Here is an 18916-nt window from a genome sequence, read left to right as displayed (position 1 = left end):
ATCAGCTGTCCAGGTGCGGCCAGGCTTGCAGGCCGAGGTGGTCCACGTAGGCGTCGTAGTCGCGATCACGGTGCAGCAGCGCAAACCCGCGCTCGATGCAGAAGGTGGCGATCAGGCTGTCGATGCCGTTGCGCACCGTCAGGCCCAGGCGGCGAAGCTGGCGGTATTGGTCGGCCGCGCTGTGGGCCAGGTCGGCCCCGCCGGTGCTGTCGACGGGCAGACGGGCGAACAGCGACCGTGCAACGCGCAGGTCGCTCTCGGCGCGAAAGCCACGCAGCACCTCGAGCAGCACCAGGTCCGGCACTACCAGCCGGGTCTCGCCATCGGACAGCAGGCGCTCCAGTGCCGCCGTGGCGCCGTTCTCGCGGCCGCCGAACAGATCGATCCAGACGCCGCTGTCAACGACGACCATGCTTGACGGCTTTGGCTGCAGGTGTCGTCGCCGCCTTGGCGCGGTACGTCGCGGGCGGCTCGGCGGCCTGGACGATGTTGGGCTGACCGTCCAGACGCGGCTCGCCATCGTCCCAGCCCCACTGCAGCTTGCCCTTCCACTTCAGGATCTCGCGGTAGGCGGCCTGGCGCTCCAGCAGGGCCAGGCCTGCCTCCACGGCTTCCTTCTTGGTCTTGAACGGGCCGGCCGCCATGGCGCGGGCCATCAAATCGTCGTCGATGTCGATGTTGGTGCGCATGATGTGTATGGAATGTGCGACGTCGTGTGTATCTTACTCGGCGCCCCGGCATTGGGCATCACATCCGGAACACGCCGAACTTCGTCTCGGGGATCGGCGCGTTCAGCGATGCGCTCAAGCCCAGTGCCAGCACACGGCGCGTGTCGGCGGGGTCGATGACGCCGTCGTCCCACAGCCGCGCCGACGCGTAGTACGGGTGGCCCTGGTCCTCGTACTGCTGCCGCAGCGGTGCCTTGAACGCTTCCTCTTCGTCGGCGCTCCACGCACCGCCCTTGCTCTCGATGGCGTCGCGGCGCAGGGTGCTCAGCACGCTGGCTGCCTGCTCGCCACCCATCACCGAGATGCGCGCGTTGGGCCACATCCACAGGAAGCGCGGCGAGTAGGCGCGGCCGCACATGCCGTAGTTCCCGGCGCCAAAGCTGCCGCCGATGATGACGGTGAACTTGGGCACCTGCGCACAGGCCACGGCCGTCACCATCTTGGCGCCGGCGCGGGCGATGCCTTCGTTCTCGTACTTGCGGCCGACCATGAAACCGGTGATGTTCTGCAGGAAAACGAGCGGGATCTTGCGCTGGCAGCACAGCTCGATGAAGTGGGCGCCCTTGTTGGCGCTCTCGGCGAACAGGATGCCGTTGTTGGCGACGACGCCCACCGGCATGCCCTCGATGTGGGCGAAGCCGCAGACCAGCGTCGCGCCGTAGCGGGCCTTGAACTCGTCGAACTCGCTGCCGTCGACGATGCGGGCGATGACCTCGCGAATGTCGAAGGGCTTGCGCGTGTCGGTCGGGATCACGCCGTGCAGTTCGGCGGGGTCGAATGCCGGCGCCCTGGGCTCCTGCATCGCCAGCGGATTCGCCTTGGTCCAGTTGAGGCGCGCGACGGACTGGCGCGCGATGGCCAGCGCATGCGTGTCGTTGTTGGCCAGGTGGTCGGCCACGCCCGAGAGACGGGTATGCACGTCGCCACCGCCCAGGTCCTCGGCCGTGACGACCTCGCCGGTCGCGGCCTTCACCAGCGGCGGGCCGCCCAGAAAGATCGTTCCCTGGTTCTTCACGATGATGGTCTCGTCGCTCATCGCCGGCACGTAGGCGCCGCCCGCGGTGCACGAGCCCATCACGACAGCGATCTGCGGGATGCCTTCGGCGCTCAGGTTGGCCTGGTTGAAAAAGATGCGGCCGAAGTGGTCGCGGTCCGGGAAGACCTCGTCCTGATTCGGCAGGTTGGCGCCGCCGCTGTCCACCAGGTAAATGCAGGGCAGGCGGTTCTGCTGGGCGATCTCCTGCGCGCGCAGGTGCTTCTTGACGGTGATGGGGTAGTAGGTGCCGCCCTTCACGGTCGCGTCGTTGCAGACGATGACGCACTCAACGCCCGACACGCGGCCGATGCCGGCCACCACGCCGCCGCCCGGCGCCGCGTTGTCGTACAGGTTCAGCCCGGCCAGCGGCGCCAGCTCCAGGAAGGGCGTGCCCGGGTCCAGCAGCATCTCGACGCGGTCGCGCGGAAGCAGTTTGCCGCGGGCGGTGTGCTTGGCGCGGGCCGCTTCGCCGCCGCCCTGGGCAATCTGCGCGAGCTTGGCGTTCAGGTCTTTGAGTAGGCCGCGCATCGCGTCGGCATTGGCCTTGTAGTCGGCGGAGCGCGGGTTGAGCTGGGTGGTCAGGACCGGCATGGAGTCTCCCGGCGAGCCTCGCTTAAGCGAGGCTCAACTTATGAGTGGTCGGCCTTGTGAGCCGCGCGAGGGCCGCCAGGATAGTCGAGCACTAAGGTGGATGCAATCCGACTTGAGCGATCCTCAACAATTGCGCAGAATGCGGCCCCGATGACGACCCCAACCGCGCCACAACGCCGCTCCCCTGCCGGCCCCAAGGCAGAGCAACGCGTGCGCGACCTCCTGCGCATCGGCCGAGAGGTGTTCGCCGAGCGCGGCTACGAGCGCGCCACGACGACCGAGATCGCGCAGCGCCTGGGGATCTCGGAAGCCACGGTGTTCACCTACTTCCGCGGCAAGCGAGAGCTGTGCATGCGCGTCATCCAGGATTGGTACGACGAGATCATCGACGCCATCGAGGCCGGCCTGCCGCGCGACCAGCCGGTACGCGCACAGCTGGAGTTCGTTGTGCTGACGCACCTGCGGCTGTTCCTGATCCAGGGCACCGGCCTGTGCGCGCTGGTGCTGTCCGAGGGCAGAACCAAGGGTCAGGACCTCGGCGAGGGCTTCGTCGAGCTGCAGCGCCGCTACACCGCGCCGCTGATGGACCTGCTGGCGCGCGGCCAGCAAGCTGGCGAGGTGCGCGGCGACATCCCGCTGCGCCTGCTGCGCTCGCTGGTGTTCGGGCCCATGGAGCACATGCTGTGGGAGGTGGTCATCACCGGCCGGCAGCTCGACGTGGAGGCCAGCGCGCGCGACCTCGTCGCCCTGCTGTGGCCCGCGCTGCAGGCGCCCGAACACGAGCTGCAACAGCTGCGCCGGCTGCGTGGCCGGCTTCAAGAAGCGCTGGATCAGGTCTGATTCCCCTTTCGTCTGCCAGCCGGATGGCTAGTATTCGGCTTCCTTCAGGGAGGACGCGGCGATGAACACACCAAGAACCTGGCTCGCCACAGGCCTGTTGCTGGCCATCATGGGCGGAGCGCGTGCGCAGGCCGAGTCTGCCGACGCGGACTGGCGCTACCGCATCCAGCCCGGCGACACGCTCATCACGCTGACCGACGCCTGGCTCGCGCCTGGCAAGACCTGGCGCGACCTGCAGCAGCTCAACCGCGTGCCCGACCCGCTGCGGCTGATGCCGGGCCGCACGCTGCGCATGCCGGTTGGCTGGCTGCGGCGCGAGGCCAGCGTGGCCGAGGCGCTGTTCGCGCGCGGTCAGGTCACGCGGCTGCGCGGCGGCGTCAGCGAGGCGCTGGCCACGGGCGCGCAGCTGCACAGTGGCGACCGCATCAAGACCGGCGCGCAGTCCAGCGCTTCGCTGCGTTTCGCCGACGGCTCGCGACTGCTGGTGCCGCCCGACAGCGAGGTCACGCTGGAGCAGCTGCTGGTGCTGGGCCGCGGCGCGCTGCCTGCCGTGCGGGTGGGCGTGCAGCAGGGCGGGGCGGACAGCCGTGTCGCGCCCAACGCGCAGCGCGTGCCGCTGTACGAGATCCGCACGCCGCACGTGAACCTGGGCGTGCGAGGCACCGAGTTCCGCGTGCAGACGGCCACCGACGCGACGCGCATGCAGGTGCTGTCCGGCGCCGTCGCGGCCGACGGGTTGAAGGCCGACGTCCCGTCCGGTCAAGGGCTGCTGGCGCAGGGCGGGGCGCGCACTGTCGCGCCGCTGCTCCCGCCTCCCGACCTCGGCGGCCTGGCCCCCGTGGCCGAGCGGCTGCCGCTGCGGCTGGCCTGGACCGGCGGCCCCACTGGCGCCGTCACCTGGCGCGCGCAGCTCTATCCCAAGGGCGACTTCGACCGCCTGCTGCTGGACGCCCATGTCGGCGAGCCCGTGGCTGCGTGGGCCGAGGCGCGCGAGCTGGCCGACGGCGACTACACGCTGCGCGTGCGCGCCGTCGACGCGCGCGGCCAGGAGGGCGCTGCCGCCGATGCCGACATCCGCCTGGCGGCGCGCCCCGAGCCGCCGTTCATCCGCGGGCCGGCCGAGGGCGCCGTCAGCTACGACGGTGGCATGCAGCTGGCCTGGGCACAGAACACTGCCGCGCCGCGCGTACGGGTGCAGATCGCCCGCGACGCCGCGTTCAAGGAGCTGGTGCTGCAACCCCCGCCGCTGGAGGCGGCCGAGTTCAGGGCCATGCTGCCCGACGGCGCCTACTTCTGGCGCATCGCCGCCGTGGAGGGGGGCGGGCGCGCCGGCCCGTTCGGCGACGCACAGCGCTTCGAGATCCAGCCGCCGCCTCCCGCCCCGCCGCCGGCCGAGCCCGAGCTCAACGGCGACCAGCTGAAGCTGCGCTGGCGCGCCGACCCCGGCGTCGTGCGCTACGAGCTGGAGCTGGCCAAGGACGACAAGTTCGAGGGCCCGGGCGTGCAGCGCCTGGGCACCGACAAGCCGGAGGTCGCGCTGCCCAAGCCGTCGGCCGGCAAGCACTTCTTGCGCGCGCGCGGCTTCAACGCAGCCGGCGCGCCCGGCCCGTGGGGGCAGACGCAAATGATCGAGGTGCCCTACCCGCGCTGGTTGTGGCTGCTGCCCCTGCTGCTGATTCCCGTCCTTTGAAGCACTGGCCCTGGCTGGCCTGGCCGGCAGCGCTGCTGCTGTGGGTGCTGCTGAGCCTGGCGGGCGCGCAGCGCCGCATCGACGACGTGCTGGGCGACGCGCTGCTGCGCACGGCCGCCCCCGCGCCCAGCGCCGAGCCCGGTGTCGTCATCGTGGACATCGACGACGCTTCGCTGCGCGCGCTGCGCGAGCCGCTCGGCGAGTGGCCGTACTCGCGCGACGTCTACGCGCTGATGCTGGACTACCTGGGCCAGGCCGGCGTGCGGCTGGTGGTGATGGACGTCGTGTTCGCCGGCGCGCGCGACGGCGACGCCCGGTTGGCCGCGGCGCTGGGCGGGCCGCCGCCCGTGGTGCTGGCCGGCGCGGGCCTGACGCGCGGCCAGCGCGCCGGCGTGGAACTGCCAGCGCCCAGCGCCAGTGAGCAGCGAGCTCTGGCGCGGCTGGGCCAGACGGGTGCGCCCGGCATGGCCTGGGGCGGCGTGACGCTGCCGGCCGACGCGCTGCTGGACGCACTGCCCGCGCCGGCGGGCCTGGGCCTGATCTCCGTGCGCCTGGACGATGACGGCATGCTGCGCCGGCTGCCGCTGCTTCACCGCGTGCAGGGCCTCAGCCTGCCCAGCCTGGCGCTGGCCGCGCGGCTGCGTGCCGATGGCGCCGATGGCTGGCGCATGGAGGGCGGCGATCTCGTCGCCGGCACCCGCCGCTGGCCGCTGGACGATGATGGCCGCTTGCGGCTGCGCCTGCCGCCCGAGGCCGGCGAGCCGCCGAGTCTGCCGTGGCAGCGGTTGATGCGCGCGGCGCTGGGCGAGGTCGATGACGCCGGTCTGCCGCAGCTGCTGAAGGGCCGCAGCGTGTTCGTCGGCAGCAGCGCTTTCTTTGCCGACGACGTCATGACGCCGCAGGGGCGGCTCAGCGGCGTGGCGCTGAATGCGGCTGTCTTCGAGGCGCTGGGGCAGCAGCCGCTGCCGCTGATGCAGGAGCGCGGCCCCGCGGTGTGGGCCCTCAACGCGCTGGTGCTGGCGCTGGGCGGGCTGCCGCTGCTGCTGCGGGCGCAGGGGCGGGCCGCGGGCGTCGCGATGGCGCTGATCTGCCTGCTGGCGTGGGGCGGCGCGCAGGCCGGCGTGCTGGCCACGCCCGCGCCCGCGCTCTACCTGCTGGCGCTGGCCTTGCTGTTGACCGCGGCGGCACACCAGCGCCAGGCCCGCGAGCGCGAGCACGAGCTGCTGCGCCAGCGCGAACTGGCCGAGGCGCGCAGCCGCGCCAAGACCGAGCTGCTGGCTCAGGTCAGCCACGAGATGCGCACGCCGATGAATGCGGTGCTGGGCTTCTCCGACATCCTGGCGCGCTCGCCGCTGCGGCCCGAGCAGGCCCACCACGTCGAGATGCTGGGCCACGCAGGCCGACAGGCCTTCGCGCTCATCAACGACCTGCTGGACAACGCGCGCATCGAGAGCGGGCGTCTGGAGTTGATGGCACGCCCCTTCCACCTGGCGGACCTGGTGGAGATGCAGCTGGAGCTGCTTCGAGAGCGCGCGCAGGGCCGCGGCCTGTGGCTGCGGGTGTTCGCGCGCACCGAGGCGGCGGGCTGGGTGAACGGCGACGCGCAGCGCGTGGCGCAGATGGTGGCCAACCTGGTGGGCAATGCGGTCAAGTTCACGCGCAGCGGCGGCGTGACGGTGGAGCTGTCGCGCGGCCCGGACGGCTTGGTGCACATCGTCGTGCAGGACACCGGCATCGGCATCGCGCCGGAGGTGCTGCAGCGCATCTTCGAGCCGTTCGCGCAGGCCGATGCCAGCGTCGCGCGCGAGTTCGGCGGTACGGGGCTGGGCCTGTCCATCACGCGCAGCCTGGCGCGGCTGATGGGCGGCGATGTCAGCGTGCAGAGCCGCCCGGGCGAGGGCAGCCGCTTCGACCTGTGCCTGCAGCTGCCCGCCGTGCCGCCGCCTGCTGAAGACGCTGCCCCGCAGCGGCCCGAGCGCGTGGCGCCGGCGCGTGCGCTGCATCTGCTGCTGGCCGAGGACAACGAGGTCAACGTGCTCGTCATCGAGGGCATGCTGGCGCCGCTGGGACACCGCATCGAGCGCGCGCACGACGGTGCCGAGGCGCTGGCGATGCTGCGCGCGCAGGATTTCGACCTCGTGCTGATGGACATGCTGATGCCCGAGTTGGACGGCCTGTCTGCCACGCGGCAGTGGCGGGCCATCGAGGCGGCCGAGGGACGGTCCCGCACCCCCATAGTCGCGCTGACGGCGAATGCATCGGACGACGATGCGCGACAGTCACTGCAGGCCGGCTGCGACGCCCACCTGACCAAGCCCATCGGGCTGCCCGAGCTGCTGCAGGCGCTGGCGCGTCACGCGCGGCTGTGACCCGGGGCGGCGGCCGCCGCCACTGAAGCAAGCCGCCTCTGATTCCGGCGCCACGACGCTTCTGTGGGCCGAGCGCGAGCCGCCCGGTGAAATGACCCGTGGCCTGCGGCGGGTGCGGCTGCGGTTATCGTGCGGTCCGACAAGGACGCCACCACTGCATGCACGACCCCGCCGAAGCGACGCGAGATCTGGAAACCTCTTTTCTTGCCGGCGGCGGGGAGTTGGGCGAGCACATCCGCGCGTTCGACTGGACCACCACGCCGCTGGGCCTGCCCGCGGGCTGGCCGCGCAGCCTGAAGACGGTCGTGCGCATCATGCTGACGTCGCGCCAGCCGATCTGGATCGGCTGGGGCCCGGAGCTGGTCTACATGTACAACGACGCCTACAAAGCCATCATCGGCGGCAGGCATCCGCAGGCGCTGGGGCAACCGACGTTGCAAATCTGGAGCGAGATCCGTTCGGCGGTCCAGCCGCTGCTGGAAACCGCGATGAGCGGCGACGGCGTCTTCGTCGAGAGCCAGCTGTTCATCATGGAGCGCAACGGCTACCCTGAGGAGGCGTACTACACCTTCTCGTACAGCCCCATCCCGGGTGATGACGGGGTGCCCGCAGGTGTCATCTGTGCCAACTTCGACGAGACCCAACGCGTCATGGGCGAGCGCCAGCTGTCGCTGCTACGCGAGCTGGCGACGCGCGCGGCGGATGCGCGTACGGTGGACCAGGTAGTGCGCGGCTGCACCCGTGCGTTGGGCACCAACGACCGCGACATGCCGTTCGCGCTGGTGTGCCTGCGGGCCCAGGGCGAGACGCCGCTGACGCTGGCCGCGGCGGCCGGCGGCGACGGCGCGTGGCTCGACGCGATGCGCGGGCTAGACCTGCAGGCCGCGCCCTGGCACGCGGACGAGGTGATCACGTCGCAGCAGCCGCGGCTGGTGTCCGCACTGCCGGCGCTAGATGCGGGCGTCGCCTGGCCCGGTGGCAGCTGGCCGCAGCCCGCGGAGCGCGCCTGGATGCTGCCGCTGCGCCCCGCTAGTGACGCCGGGCAGGAGGGCGTGCTGGTGGTGGGGCTGAACCCCTTTCGCATGCTGGACGAGCGCTACGCAGACTTCCTGCGCCTGGTCGCCCAGCAGCTGTCCAGCGCCATGGGCAACGCCGAGGCGCACGAGCTGCAGCAGCGCAAGGCCGAGGAGCTGGCGCGGTTGGACCGCGCCAAGACGCAGTTCTTCTCCAACATCAGCCACGAGTTCCGCACGCCGCTGACGCTGATGATGGGGCCGCTGCAGGACGCGCTGGCGCACGACGAGCTGCCCGCCGCGCTGCACGAGCGGCTGGACATGGTGGCCCGCAACGCGCTGCGGCTGAACAAGCTGGTGAATGCGCTGCTGGAGTTCTCGCGCATCGAGGCGGGCCGCGTCACGTCCGCGTTTCGGCCCACCGACCTGGCCGCGCTGACCGGTGAGCTGGCCAGCACGTTCCGCTCGGCGATGGAGCGGGCCGGACTGGTCTTCAGCGTCAGCTGCCCGCAGTTGTCGCAGCCGGTCTACGTGGATCGCGACCACTGGGAGCGCATCGTGCTGAACCTGCTATCCAACGCGCTGAAGTACACGCTGCAGGGGCGGGTCTCGGTGCGGGTGGGCGCCGAGGACGGCATGGCCGTGGTGAGCATCGAGGACAGCGGCATCGGCGTGGCAGAGCGCGAGGTGCCGCGGCTGTTCGAGCGCTTCCATCGTGTCGAGAGCGTGCAGGCGCGCACGCACGAGGGCAGCGGCATCGGCCTGGCGCTGGTGCAGGAACTGATGCGCCTGCACCATGGCGACATCGCAGTTGACAGCCGGCTGGGCGAGGGCACGCGTTTCACGCTGCGGCTGCCCTTCGGCTTCGCGCACCTGCCGGCCGAGCAGGTGCACCACGAGCAGGCGCACCTGCCTGGCACCAGCCGCGCCGCCGGCTATGTGCAAGAGGCGCTGCGCTGGCTGCCGGTGCAGGAGGGCGACGCGGTGACGGGCGCCAGCGCCGGCAGCCCGATGCCGCAGCTGGGCGAGCGCTACCGCGCCACGCTGGGGGCGCGCGTCGTCGTGGCCGACGACAACGCCGACATGCGGCAGTACCTGCGCGGGCTGCTTTCGCCGTACTACCGCGTGGAGGGCGTGGCCGATGGCGAGCAGGCGCTGGCAGCTGTGCAGCGCGAGCGCCCGGCGCTGCTGCTGACCGACGTGATGATGCCCAGGTTGGACGGCTTCGGGCTGCTGGCCGCGCTGCGCGCCGATGCCCGGACGCGCACGCTGCCGGTCGTGCTGTTGTCGGCCCGCGCAGGCGAGGAGGCGCAGATCGAAGGGCTGGCCGCCGGTGCCGACGACTACCTCGCCAAGCCGTTCTCGGCCCGCGAACTGCTGGCGCGCGTGTCGGCGCTGATCGAGCTGGACCGCCAGCGCCGCGCGGGCGAGCAGCAGCTGCGGCTGTCGCTGGCGAGCGCGCAGATGTTCACCTGGGACGTCGACGCGCTCACGACGCGGCTGACACTGTCGGACAACGCGGCGGACGTGATGGGCGTGGCGCCGGCCGACCTGCAGACGTCGTTCGACCTCGTGCACGCCGACGATGTGCAGCGCTTTCGCAACCACGTCGATGTCGCGCTGCGCGATGGCGTCGCCTTCACAGACGAGATCCGCATCCGGCGCCCGGACACCGGCGAGGAGCGCTGGCTGGAGGTGCGGGCGCTGCCGGTGCGGGCCAATCCCGACGAGGCTGGCAGCGCGGTCGTGCGCCTGAGCGGTCTGACCTTCGACTTCACGCCGCGCAAGCGCATGGAGCAGGCGCTGCGCGAGTCGGACCGCCGCAAGGACGAGTTCCTGGCGATGCTGGGCCACGAGCTGCGCAACCCGCTCGCACCAATCCGCAATGCGGCCGAGCTGATGCTGCGCACGACGCCCGCCGACGGCCCGGCGCGCCACGCAGTGGAGATCGTGCACCGGCAGGTGCAGCAGATGGCGCGCATGGTGGACGACCTGCTTGACGTGTCGCGCATCACGCACGGCCGCATCGAGCTGGAGTGCCGGCCGGTGGCGCTCAGCGCGGTCATCGCGGCGGCGGTCGAGGCCAGCGGGCCGGCCATGTTGGAGCGCGGCCACCGGCTGCAGGTGGTGTCGGGCCTGCCGCTGACGGTGCTGGGCGATGCGGCGCGGCTGCAGCAGTGCGTCGTCAACCTGCTGTCCAACGCGGCGAAGTACACCGACCCCGGCGGCGACATCCGCGTCGAGCTGACCCGCGCCGGCGACGACGCCGTGTTGTGCGTGCAGGACAGCGGTGCCGGCATCCCCGCAGATGTGTTGCCCGTGGTGTTCGACCTGTTCGTGCAGAGCACCCGCACGCTGGACCGCGCGCAGGGCGGGCTGGGCATCGGCCTGTCGGTCGTGCGCCGCCTGGTGGAGATGCACGGCGGCCGCGTCGCGGCCAGCAGCCTGGGTGCGGGGCACGGAGCCACGTTCGAGATCCGCCTGCCGCTCTCGGCGGCCATGCCGGCGGTCGTGCTGGAGGTGCCGGCCCCGCTGCCCGCGCGCCGCGTGCTGCTGATCGACGACAACGAGGACGCGGCCGAGTCGCTCGCGATGATGCTGAGCCTGGACGGCCACGAGGTGCGCACCGGCTTCAGCGCCGAGGCCGCGCTGAAGATGGCGCTGGACTGGCTGCCCGACGTCGTGCTGCTGGACATCGGGCTGCCCGGCATGGACGGCTACGAGGTCGCGCGCCGCCTGCGAGCCGCGGCGCCGGCCGCGCCGATGCGGCTGGTGGCGCTGACCGGCTACGGACAGCCCGAGGACCGCCAGCGCTCGGCGCGCGCCGGCTTTGACATGCATCTGGTCAAGCCCGTCGCGCTGGAGGCACTGGCCGACGCGTTGCGTGTCGATGCGGGCCAGGGAGAGCCGGCGGGCAAGCGGGATACCTGACTGATGTACGGGGTTGCGGCTTCTGGCTAGAGTGCGCTCCTTACCTGGAGCCCCCCATGATCAACCTGACCGTGAACGGTCGCGCCGTCTCGATGGACGCCGACCCCGACATGCCGCTGCTATGGGCAGTGCGCGAGGAGCTGCAACTGACCGGCAGCAAGTTCGGTTGCGGTGCGGCCCAGTGCGGCGCCTGCACGATGCACGTGGCCGGGGCGCCCGTGCGGGCCTGCCTGACGCCGATCTCGTCGGTCGCCGGCGCGCAGGTCACCACCATCGAGGGCATCGCCACTGACCCCGTCGGCCAGGTGGTGCAGGCGGCGTGGGTGGCCCAGGACGTGGCGCAGTGCGGCTACTGTCAGAGCGGCCAGGTGATGGCCGCCGTTGCGCTGCTGAAGGGCAACAAGAAGCCCACCGACGCGCAGATCGACGAAGCCATGGCCGGCAACATCTGCCGCTGCGGCACCTACGCCCGCATCCGCGCCGCCATCCACACGGCTGCGGCTCAACTGGCCTGAGGAGGACGACATGCTGAATCCACGTCGCATCGATCAGGCCTTCTCCGCGGCTGCCGGCGGCCTGTCTCGCCGCACCTTCGTCACAACCACCGTCGGCGGCGCTGTCGGTCTCGCTTTGCTCGGCGGCTTGCCCGGCGTGGCCGCCGCGCAGGCGCCCGACGTCAAGCCCGGCGCCAAGCCGACCGAGCAGCCGCTGGCGTTCATCGCCATCGCTGCCGACGGCACCACCACCATCCTGTGCAACCGCATGGACATGGGCCAGGGCATCGAGACCGGCCTGGCCATGATCTGCGCAGAGGAACTGGACGCCGACTGGAGCCAGGTGCGCACCGGCTTCGGCGACCAGAAGGGCGCCTACGTCGACCCGCTGTTCGGCATGCACCTGACCGGCGGCTCCAACTCGGTGAAGAACAGCTACCAGCAATACCGCGAGCTCGGCGCGCGCTGCAAGGCCATGCTGCTGGGCGCCGCGGCGCAGCGCTGGGGTGTGCCGGTGGCGTCGCTGAAGGCCGAGAACGGCGTGGTCTCGGGCGGCGGCAAGAGTGCCGGCTATGGCGAACTCTTCGACGCCGCGATGAAAGGTCCGGTCCCCGAGGCGGTCACGCTGAAGGACCCCAAGGCTTTCAAGCTGATCGGCCAGCCCACCGGGCTCGTCGTCGGCAAGGCCAAGAGCACCGGGGGCCAGGCCTACGGCATGGACGTGCAGTTGCCGGGCATGGCGGTGGCCGTCATCCAGCGTCCGCCGGTCTTCAACGGCAAGATCGGTAAGCTGGACGCGGCCGAGGCGCTGAAAATCAAGGGCGTGAAGGCCGTGTTGCCGGTGACCCTGGACCGCGGCGGCCAGGGCGTGGCCGTCGTCGCCAGTGGCTACTGGGCCGCCAAGAAGGGGCGCGACGCGATCAAGGTCGAGTGGGACCTGAGCGGCCTGGCCAAGCCTGACACCGCGGCCTTGACCAAGCAGTACCTCGCGCTGGCCAAGACGCCCGGCACGCCGGCGCCCAAGCCCGAGTTCCAGACCGACGTGGGTGGCTGGACCAAGGCGCCGAAGAAGATCACCGCGGACTTCGTCTTCCCCTACCTGAACCACGCCCAGATGGAGCCGCTGGCCTGCACGGTGGACCTGAAGGACGAGCGCTGCGACGTCTACTACGCGGCGCAGATGCCGGGCCTGGATGCCATGGCGCTGGCCCGGACAGTGGGCCTGAAGCCGGAGCAGGTGCAGGTTCACGTGCAGATGGCGGGCGGCGGTTTCGGGCGGCGGGCGACACCCGCGAGCGAATGGCCGCGTGAGGCGGCGGCGGTGGCGGTGGCGCTGGCGCAGGCCGGCCAGCGCATGCCGGTCAAGGTGATCTGGAGCCGCGAGGACGACGTGAAGGCGGGCTACTACCGGCCCATGACCGTGCACCGCGCCGAGATCGGCTTCGACGCCAAGGGCAAGATCACCGGCTGGCAGCACCGCATCGTCAGCCAGAGCATCCTGAAAGGCTCGCCGCTGGAAGGCTTCGGCTACCAGAAGGGCGTGGACGGCACCACGACCGAGGGCATGCGCGACCCGTACGACATCCCGATGAACCTCAGCGTGCACCACCCTGACGTCAACGTGCCGGTGCTGTGGTGGCGCTCGGTCGGCTCCACGCACACGGCCTACGTGATGGAGACGCTGATCGACGAGATCGCGTTCACGACCAAGCAGGACCCGGTCGCCTACCGTCTGGCGCTGATGGCCGGCAATGCCAAGGCCGAACGCCACCGCCAGGCGCTGCAGGCGGCCGTCGACAAGAGCGGCTACGGCCAGCGCAAGCTCAAGGCCGGTCAGGCCTGGGGCGTGGCGGTGCACGAGAGCTTCGAGTCGGTCGTCGCCTATGTGGTTGTGGCCAGCCTGAAGGGCAAGGGCAAGGACCGCCAGCCGGTGCTGCAGGAAGTGCATGCCGGCGTGCATTGCAACCTCTGCATCAACCCGCGCTCGGTCGAAACGCAGGTGCAGGGCGCCGCCATCATGGCGTTGGGCACGACGATGCCGACCCACCGCGTCACGCTGAAGGACGGCGTCGTCGAGCAGAACAACTTCTACGACATGGCGATGCCGCGCATCACCGACGCACCAAAGGTGATGACCGTCAGCATCGTTCCCAGCAGTGACGCCCCCAAGGGCATGGGCGAGCCGGGCGTGCCGCCGCTGGCCCCGGCACTGGCGAACGCTGTCGCGCGGCTGACCGGCCAGCGCCAGCGCGAGCTGCCGTTCAAGTTCGCCTGAGCCTGGGGAACGGGCATGAAAAAGGCGGGCTCGAGGGGCCCGCCTTGCTTTTGATGAGCGCGCCCCTCGAAGCTAGGCCTGGGTGGCGGGCGGATAGCCGGCTTCCTCCAGCGCGGCGGCCAGGACTTCGCGGGGCAGTGCGCTGTCGACCCGGGCGGTCCGAGCGTCGAGGTCGATGCTGATCTGCGCTTGATCGTCGGACGCCATCAGCGCCTGGGTGATGGCCGCGACGCAATGGCCGCAACTCATGTCGGGCAGTGAGAAAAAGTGCATGCGGCCATCCTAGCAACACGTTGTTGCGGATGGCGCCTTCGCTGGGTGTGGCGCTGCTTTGCAGCCCCCCGTCAGCAGGGGCGGAGGCGTCGCGTGACATGGGACGTAGGCGGTGAGCTGGGCCGGTGCGGTTGCGGTGCAACCCTGGGATGCTCGGCATTTCGCGGGCCGCCGGGGCCTGCGCACGAGCTCACGGGAGTATCGGAATGACGATCAAGCAACGTGGCAGCTGGGCCGCGGCGATGGCCTCGCTGGCGCTGCTCAGCGCCTTCGGCGGCGGCGATGGCGAGGCCACGAAGGTGGGGCTGCAGCTGACACCCTGGCGCTGGGCACCGGCCAGACGGCCTCGGTGCTGGCCAAAGACACGGTCGGCGGCGCCGCTGCCCGCGCCGGCAGCGGCGGCAATGCGACGGTCACTTTTTCTGGCGCGCTGCCTGCAGGTGTCACGGCGACCGAAGGTGTCGTGGCCGTGGCCCGGGGCACGGCGCCCGGCAGCTACACGCTGAACTACCAGCTTTGCGAGGCTGCCGCGGCCACCAATTGCCAGACGGCCAGCGTCGCGCTGACGGTGCCGGTGCCGGTCATCCGCGCGGTCGCGGATACGGCGACCCTGGGTGTGGGCGAAACCGCATCATTGCTGACCAACGACTTGCTTGACGGCATCGCCGCCACGCCGACGACCGTCGTCGCGACGGCCACCGGCACCTGACCGGCCAACGTGTCGCTGGGCACCGATGGCGTGCTGACCGCGGGCGCGGGCGCCGCACTGGGCACGGCCACGCTGGCCTACCGCATCTGCCAGACCGGCGCGCCCACGAACCGCGCCGATGGCAGCGTCGCTTTGACGCTGGAAGCACGCCTGGCCGTCAGCGGCCGCGTGGTCGACGGCCTCAGCGGCGCGCCGTTGCCCGGCGTGCGTGTCGCGTTGGGCGCGCGCACCGCCACCAGCGATGCGCAGGGCCAGTTCAGCGTCTCCGCTGTACAGGCCAGTCCGCGTGCCGTGCTGACGTTCAATGGCGCCGGCTATTCGGAGAACGCACGCATCATCACGGTGGGCGACAACGGCGCCAGCGGCGTGCCGGCGCGCCTGGTGCCGGTCAGCGCGAATGGCAGGCTGGACGCCAGCGTCGGCGGCACCGTCGGCAATGCGGCCGGCACGGCGCGCGTCGTGCTGCCTGCGGCGGGCCTGGCCCGTGCGGACGGCAGCGTGGTGACCGGCAATGCGTCGGTCAGCATCGCAGTCATCGACCCGTCGCTGGACTCCACCCTGATGCCCGGTGACTTCACGACGATCCGCGGCGGCAATGCAGTGCCCATCGAGAGTTTCAGCGCGATCTCGGTGCAGATCGCGGACGCCGTCGGCCAGCCGGTCAACCTGCGTACCGGTCAGACCGCCACCATCCGCATTCCGCTGGGCTCGCGCAGCGCCAGTGCGCCGCCCACCATCCCGCTGTTCTTCTTCGACATGGCGGCGGGTCGCTGGCAGCAGGAAGGCTCGGCCACACTGCAGGGTACGGGCGCGGCCCGCTACTACGAGGGCACGGTCACGCACTTCAGCGTGTGGAATGCCGACAGCAACACGCTGCGCGCAACCACCGGCGCCGCCGACATCACGCTGGGTGAATGCCTGGTGCTGGTTGCCAACGCCAACGGCGTGTCCATCAAGCTGACCTGGGGCACCGAACCGTCGGAGCTGGGCAGCCACCTGCGGACACCCAGTGGGAGCCATGTCTACTTCAGCAGCAAGGGCCAACTGGCTGCGGCGCCGTTCGCCAACCTGGACGTCGACGACACCAGCAGCTATGGCCCCGAGGTCATCACGTTGACCAAGCTGATGGTGGGCACTTACAAGTAAGCGGTTCGCAACTACAGCGGCTACTGCGACGGCCCCATCGCGGCCAGCGGTGCGCGCGTGGAGCTGATCCTGCCGGGCGGTCGCACCGAGCTGTTCGCGCCTCCGGCCAGCGGTGAGACGGCATCGACCGATTACTGGACGCTGTTCGATCTGACCGTAGACGCGCAGTGCAATGTGACGGTGACCCGTACCGAGGGCCACTCGGCAACGACGCCTCAGGTGCCCACCAGCACGCCGGTCTACTGCACGCGCTCCTGATCGCGGCGGGCCGGAGGCGGGGTGCAGGGGCTGGCATCATGACCAACCCCTGTTCCCGCCGATCCCGTCATGACGATCAAGATCATTGCCCTCAGCGGCGCGTTGCGGCGCGCTTCCTACAACACCGCGCTGCTGCGGGCCGCTGCCGGCCTGGTGCCGGCCGATGTCACGCTGGAGCTGCACACGCTGCACGGCATCCCGCTGTATGACGGCGACGTGGAGGCCCAGGGCATCCCCGAGGCCGTCACCGCGCTGCGCGAAGCCATCCGGGCCGCCGACGGTCTGCTGATCTCGACGCCCGAGTACAACAACGCCATCCCCGGCGTGCTGAAGAACGGGCTGGACTGGCTGTCCCGCCCCAGTGGCGAGGGCACGAAGCTGTTCGGGGCCAAGCCCACCGCGCTGATGGGCGCGACGCCGGGCGGCTTCGGCACGGTGCAGGCGCAGGACGCGATGCTGTCGGTCTTGCGCACCTTCGGCAGCGACTTCTGGATGGGCGGGCGGCTGATGGTGTCCAAGGCCGGCTCGGTGTTCGATGCCGACGGTGAACTCGTCGACGACAAGGTGCGCGAGCAGTTGCAGAACTTCCTGAAGGGCTTCGCGGCCTTCGTGCAGCAGAGGGCCGGGGCATGAGCGCGCCATTCGTCGAGCGCATCACCAGCCATGTCGGCGACGTGGGCGGCCTGCCCATCCAGCGCTCGTTGCCCAACAAGGCGCGGCGCACCGTGGGGGCCTGGTGTTTTGCCGACCACGCCGGCCCGGCCACGCTGCCGCCCGAGCGGCGCATGAATGTGGGGCCGCATCCGCACACGGGGCTGTCCACGTTCAGCTGGATGATCGAAGGCGAGATCCTGCACCGCGACAGCCTCGGCTCCGAGCAGGTGCTGCGGCCGGGCCAGGTCAACCTGATGACCGCCGGCCATGGCATCAGCCACAGCGAGGAGTCGCTCAGCGACCGCATCCACCTGGCGCAGTTGTGGATCGCGCTGCCTGATGCCGAGCGCGAGCGAGCGCCGAGCTTCCAGCATTTCCCGGTGCTGCCGCGCGTGTCGCTGGACGAGGGCTGGGACGCTACGGTGCTGGTGGGCGAACTGGCCGGCCGCACATCGCCGGTGCCCAGCTTCACGCCGCTGCTGGGCGTCGATCTCGCCGCGAGCGGCCCCGCCTGCACGACGCTCGCGCTCGACGCCCGCTTCGAGCACGGCGTGATGCTGCTGGAAGGCGAGGTTGAGGTCAGCGTGGCCGGCCACGACGCGGTCGAGACCGTCGCGCCGGGCACGCTGCTCTACCTCGGTGCGGGCTGCGAATCCGTCGAACTGCGCTGCGCCGCGGCGTCGCGTCTGCTGCTGCTGGGCGGTGAGCCCTGGGCCACGCCGCCGCTGCTGTGGTGGAACTTCGTTGGCCGCGAGCCGGCGGAGATGCAGGTGTGGGCCGACGACTGGGCCAGCGCTGACGGCGGGCGCTTCGGCGTGGTCGAGGGCTATGTCGGTCCGCGCCTCTCGGTGCCGCCGGTGCCGGCGCTGAAGATGCCGGGCTGATCAGCCGGCGCGGGCGCTCTGCACCAGCGCCGCAATGCGCGGGCTGGTGTTGATGGCCACCAGCTCGATCTGTGGGTGGGCCTTGGCGAACACGCGGAACAGCTCGTCGGTAAAGCCATGGCCCACGTCGGTCACGCCGTCGAAGTCGATCTCCGCGCGCTTGAAGGTCGTCAGCCGCGAGCCGACGCGGCGCGCCGCCGCGCGCGAGTCCAGCGCCTGGCCATCGGTGGTCAGCAGCCGCAGCTGCACGCGGGTCTGGTCGAATTCGATGCCGTCGCCCGCGATGCTCCAGGCGGCCATGATGCCGTCCAGCGTGCGCGTGGTGTTCAGCGCGATGGCCATGTAGATGGAGCTGCCCTCGCGCGGCAGCGCGCGGCCCTTCTTCCAGCCGGCGCTCTCCCACGCGCGGCGCTGGTAGGCGGTGTTGTTGGCGTGGATGTCGAACACGTCGGCCAGTTGGCTGCTGAAGAACAGGCCGCGGCCGGTGTGGGCATCGGGCGCGCTGGTCAGTCGCCCCTTGCTGAGCTCCAGCATCGCGTGCTGGGGGTCTTCAAGCTGGAAGGCGGTGCAGATCTTGTCGAACACGCCGACGCCGTCGTCGCTGACCAGCAGCTGCGCATGGGTGGGTGTCTGTCGCAGCGACACGGTGACGCTGCTGCCGCCCGAATGGTCGGCCGCGTTGTTGACCAGCTCGGTGAAGCCGTGCTGGATCATGCGTTCGACATGCCTGGGTAGCGCGAAATGCGGTGCGAAGTCGCGCTGCCAGGGCAGGTCTTCCTGCAGGCCGTACAGCGTGTAGCTGCGCACCACCTGGCGCAGGCTGCCAGGCCCGAACTGCGGCCGGCGGCTGGTGCCGCTGCGCGTCAGCCAGCCGGCTTCGACCAGCCGCTTCAGCGCCGCTAGCACCGCGCGGTGGCTGGCGCCGGTGCGCTCCTCGACGTGGGCGGCGAGGTCCAGCGAGTGTTCGCTGGCCGCGGCGGTGATCCAGGTGGTCAGGTGGTCAAACACCAGTCTTGTCATGAGCG

General features: G+C 71.0%; 16 protein-coding genes. 11 read left to right on the top strand and 5 right to left on the bottom strand.

The annotated features are described in order from the left end of the window. Position 1 precedes the first annotated feature (1 nt). Genes vapC through ACG02S_RS18990 form a run of 3 tightly spaced genes read right to left on the bottom strand, consistent with a single transcriptional unit; the run spans position 2 to position 2355 of the window. Positions 2–412 (bottom strand): type II toxin-antitoxin system VapC family toxin, encoded by a 411-nt coding sequence (gene vapC, locus ACG02S_RS19000; RefSeq protein WP_394472058.1) that lies wholly within the window; start codon positions 410–412, stop codon positions 2–4. Next, positions 399–689, bottom strand: a complete 291-nt coding sequence (locus tag ACG02S_RS18995) for a type II toxin-antitoxin system VapB family antitoxin (protein WP_394472057.1) — start codon at positions 687–689, stop codon at positions 399–401. Before ACG02S_RS18995 ends, vapC begins: the two co-directional genes overlap by 14 nt. A gap of 58 nt (positions 690–747) precedes the next feature. After that, positions 748–2355 (bottom strand): carboxyl transferase domain-containing protein, encoded by a 1608-nt coding sequence (locus tag ACG02S_RS18990; protein ID WP_394472056.1) that lies wholly within the window; start codon positions 2353–2355, stop codon positions 748–750. Positions 2356–2505: 150 nt separating this feature from the next. Between ACG02S_RS18990 and ACG02S_RS18985 the strand changes: the two genes are divergently transcribed. The 6 genes from ACG02S_RS18985 to ACG02S_RS18960 all read left to right on the top strand — a co-directional run bounded on the left by ACG02S_RS18985 (position 2506) and on the right by ACG02S_RS18960 (position 13967). Beyond that, positions 2506–3195, top strand: a complete 690-nt coding sequence (locus tag ACG02S_RS18985) for a TetR/AcrR family transcriptional regulator (protein WP_394472055.1) — start codon at positions 2506–2508, stop codon at positions 3193–3195. 61 nt (positions 3196–3256) lie between these two features. Beyond that, positions 3257–4885, top strand: a complete 1629-nt coding sequence (locus ACG02S_RS18980) for a FecR domain-containing protein (RefSeq protein WP_394472054.1) — start codon at positions 3257–3259, stop codon at positions 4883–4885. Beyond that, complete coding sequence (locus tag ACG02S_RS18975) at positions 4882–7254, top strand: hybrid sensor histidine kinase/response regulator (protein ID WP_394472053.1); 2373 nt, start codon at positions 4882–4884, stop codon at positions 7252–7254. The genes ACG02S_RS18980 and ACG02S_RS18975 overlap by 4 nt, the downstream gene beginning before the upstream one ends. Before the next feature lie 158 nt (positions 7255–7412). Then, positions 7413–11198 carry an ATP-binding protein gene (locus tag ACG02S_RS18970; protein ID WP_394472052.1) on the top strand — a complete coding sequence of 1262 codons (3786 nt, stop codon included), beginning with the start codon at positions 7413–7415 and terminating at the stop codon, positions 11196–11198. A gap of 56 nt (positions 11199–11254) precedes the next feature. Next, complete coding sequence (locus ACG02S_RS18965) at positions 11255–11713, top strand: (2Fe-2S)-binding protein (RefSeq protein ID WP_394472051.1); 459 nt, start codon at positions 11255–11257, stop codon at positions 11711–11713. A 10-nt stretch (positions 11714–11723) separates the two neighbouring features. Then, positions 11724–13967, top strand: a complete 2244-nt coding sequence (locus tag ACG02S_RS18960; protein WP_394472050.1) for a xanthine dehydrogenase family protein molybdopterin-binding subunit — start codon at positions 11724–11726, stop codon at positions 13965–13967. Positions 13968–14039: 72 nt separating this feature from the next. Here the strand turns inward: ACG02S_RS18960 and ACG02S_RS18955 are convergent, their stop codons facing one another. Next, complete coding sequence (locus tag ACG02S_RS18955; RefSeq protein ID WP_394472049.1) at positions 14040–14240, bottom strand: heavy-metal-associated domain-containing protein; 201 nt, start codon at positions 14238–14240, stop codon at positions 14040–14042. A 349-nt stretch (positions 14241–14589) separates the two neighbouring features. On the opposite strand from ACG02S_RS18955, the gene ACG02S_RS18950 reads away from it, so the two are divergent. From ACG02S_RS18950 to ACG02S_RS18930, 5 genes are all read left to right on the top strand, one after another. Next, positions 14590–14949 carry a hypothetical protein gene (locus ACG02S_RS18950; protein WP_394472048.1) on the top strand — a complete coding sequence of 120 codons (360 nt, stop codon included), beginning with the start codon at positions 14590–14592 and terminating at the stop codon, positions 14947–14949. 9 nt (positions 14950–14958) lie between these two features. Beyond that, on the top strand, positions 14959–16095 hold the full coding sequence (locus ACG02S_RS18945) for a carboxypeptidase regulatory-like domain-containing protein (protein ID WP_394472047.1): 1137 nt from the start codon (positions 14959–14961) through the stop codon (positions 16093–16095). A gap of 57 nt (positions 16096–16152) precedes the next feature. Then, a complete protein-coding gene (locus tag ACG02S_RS18940) occupies positions 16153–16353 on the top strand; it encodes a hypothetical protein (RefSeq protein ID WP_394472046.1) in 201 nt (66 codons plus the stop codon). Between the two features lie 69 nt (positions 16354–16422). Then, positions 16423–16986 (top strand): NADPH-dependent FMN reductase, encoded by a 564-nt coding sequence (locus ACG02S_RS18935; RefSeq protein ID WP_394472045.1) that lies wholly within the window; start codon positions 16423–16425, stop codon positions 16984–16986. Then, positions 16983–17891 (top strand): pirin family protein, encoded by a 909-nt coding sequence (locus ACG02S_RS18930; RefSeq protein ID WP_394472044.1) that lies wholly within the window; start codon positions 16983–16985, stop codon positions 17889–17891. The genes ACG02S_RS18935 and ACG02S_RS18930 overlap by 4 nt, the downstream gene beginning before the upstream one ends. On the opposite strand, the gene ACG02S_RS18925 is transcribed toward ACG02S_RS18930, so the two are convergent. Then, positions 17892–18911, bottom strand: a complete 1020-nt coding sequence (locus tag ACG02S_RS18925) for an STAS-like domain-containing protein (RefSeq protein WP_394472043.1) — start codon at positions 18909–18911, stop codon at positions 17892–17894. Between the last annotated feature and the right edge of the window lie 5 nt (positions 18912–18916).

The sequence above is a fragment of the Pelomonas dachongensis genome (assembly GCF_043555865.1).
GTDB classification, from domain to species: Bacteria; Pseudomonadota; Gammaproteobacteria; order Burkholderiales; family Burkholderiaceae_C; genus Pelomonas; species Pelomonas dachongensis.
The sequence above is the reverse complement of the archived record's forward strand: the minus strand, read 5'-3'. Positions and strand labels throughout refer to the sequence as shown.

Excerpts from the sequence above, each read along its gene's own strand:
- ACG02S_RS18970 (WP_394472052.1), top strand. The coding sequence starts at position 7,413 with ATGCACGACCCCGCCGAAGCGACGCGAGATCTGGAAACCTCTTTTCTT.
- ACG02S_RS18995 (WP_394472057.1), bottom strand. The coding sequence starts at position 689 with ATGCGCACCAACATCGACATCGACGACGATTTGATGGCCCGCGCCATG.
- ACG02S_RS18925 (WP_394472043.1), bottom strand. The coding sequence starts at position 18,911 with ATGACAAGACTGGTGTTTGACCACCTGACCACCTGGATCACCGCCGCG.
- ACG02S_RS18960 (WP_394472050.1), top strand. The coding sequence starts at position 11,724 with ATGCTGAATCCACGTCGCATCGATCAGGCCTTCTCCGCGGCTGCCGGC.
- vapC (WP_394472058.1), bottom strand. The coding sequence starts at position 412 with ATGGTCGTCGTTGACAGCGGCGTCTGGATCGATCTGTTCGGCGGCCGC.
- ACG02S_RS18985 (WP_394472055.1), top strand. The coding sequence starts at position 2,506 with ATGACGACCCCAACCGCGCCACAACGCCGCTCCCCTGCCGGCCCCAAG.
- ACG02S_RS18980 (WP_394472054.1), top strand. The coding sequence starts at position 3,257 with ATGAACACACCAAGAACCTGGCTCGCCACAGGCCTGTTGCTGGCCATC.
- ACG02S_RS18935 (WP_394472045.1), top strand. The coding sequence starts at position 16,423 with ATGACGATCAAGATCATTGCCCTCAGCGGCGCGTTGCGGCGCGCTTCC.
- ACG02S_RS18990 (WP_394472056.1), bottom strand. The coding sequence starts at position 2,355 with ATGCCGGTCCTGACCACCCAGCTCAACCCGCGCTCCGCCGACTACAAG.
- ACG02S_RS18955 (WP_394472049.1), bottom strand. The coding sequence starts at position 14,240 with ATGCACTTTTTCTCACTGCCCGACATGAGTTGCGGCCATTGCGTCGCG.
- ACG02S_RS18930 (WP_394472044.1), top strand. The coding sequence starts at position 16,983 with ATGAGCGCGCCATTCGTCGAGCGCATCACCAGCCATGTCGGCGACGTG.
- ACG02S_RS18965 (WP_394472051.1), top strand. The coding sequence starts at position 11,255 with ATGATCAACCTGACCGTGAACGGTCGCGCCGTCTCGATGGACGCCGAC.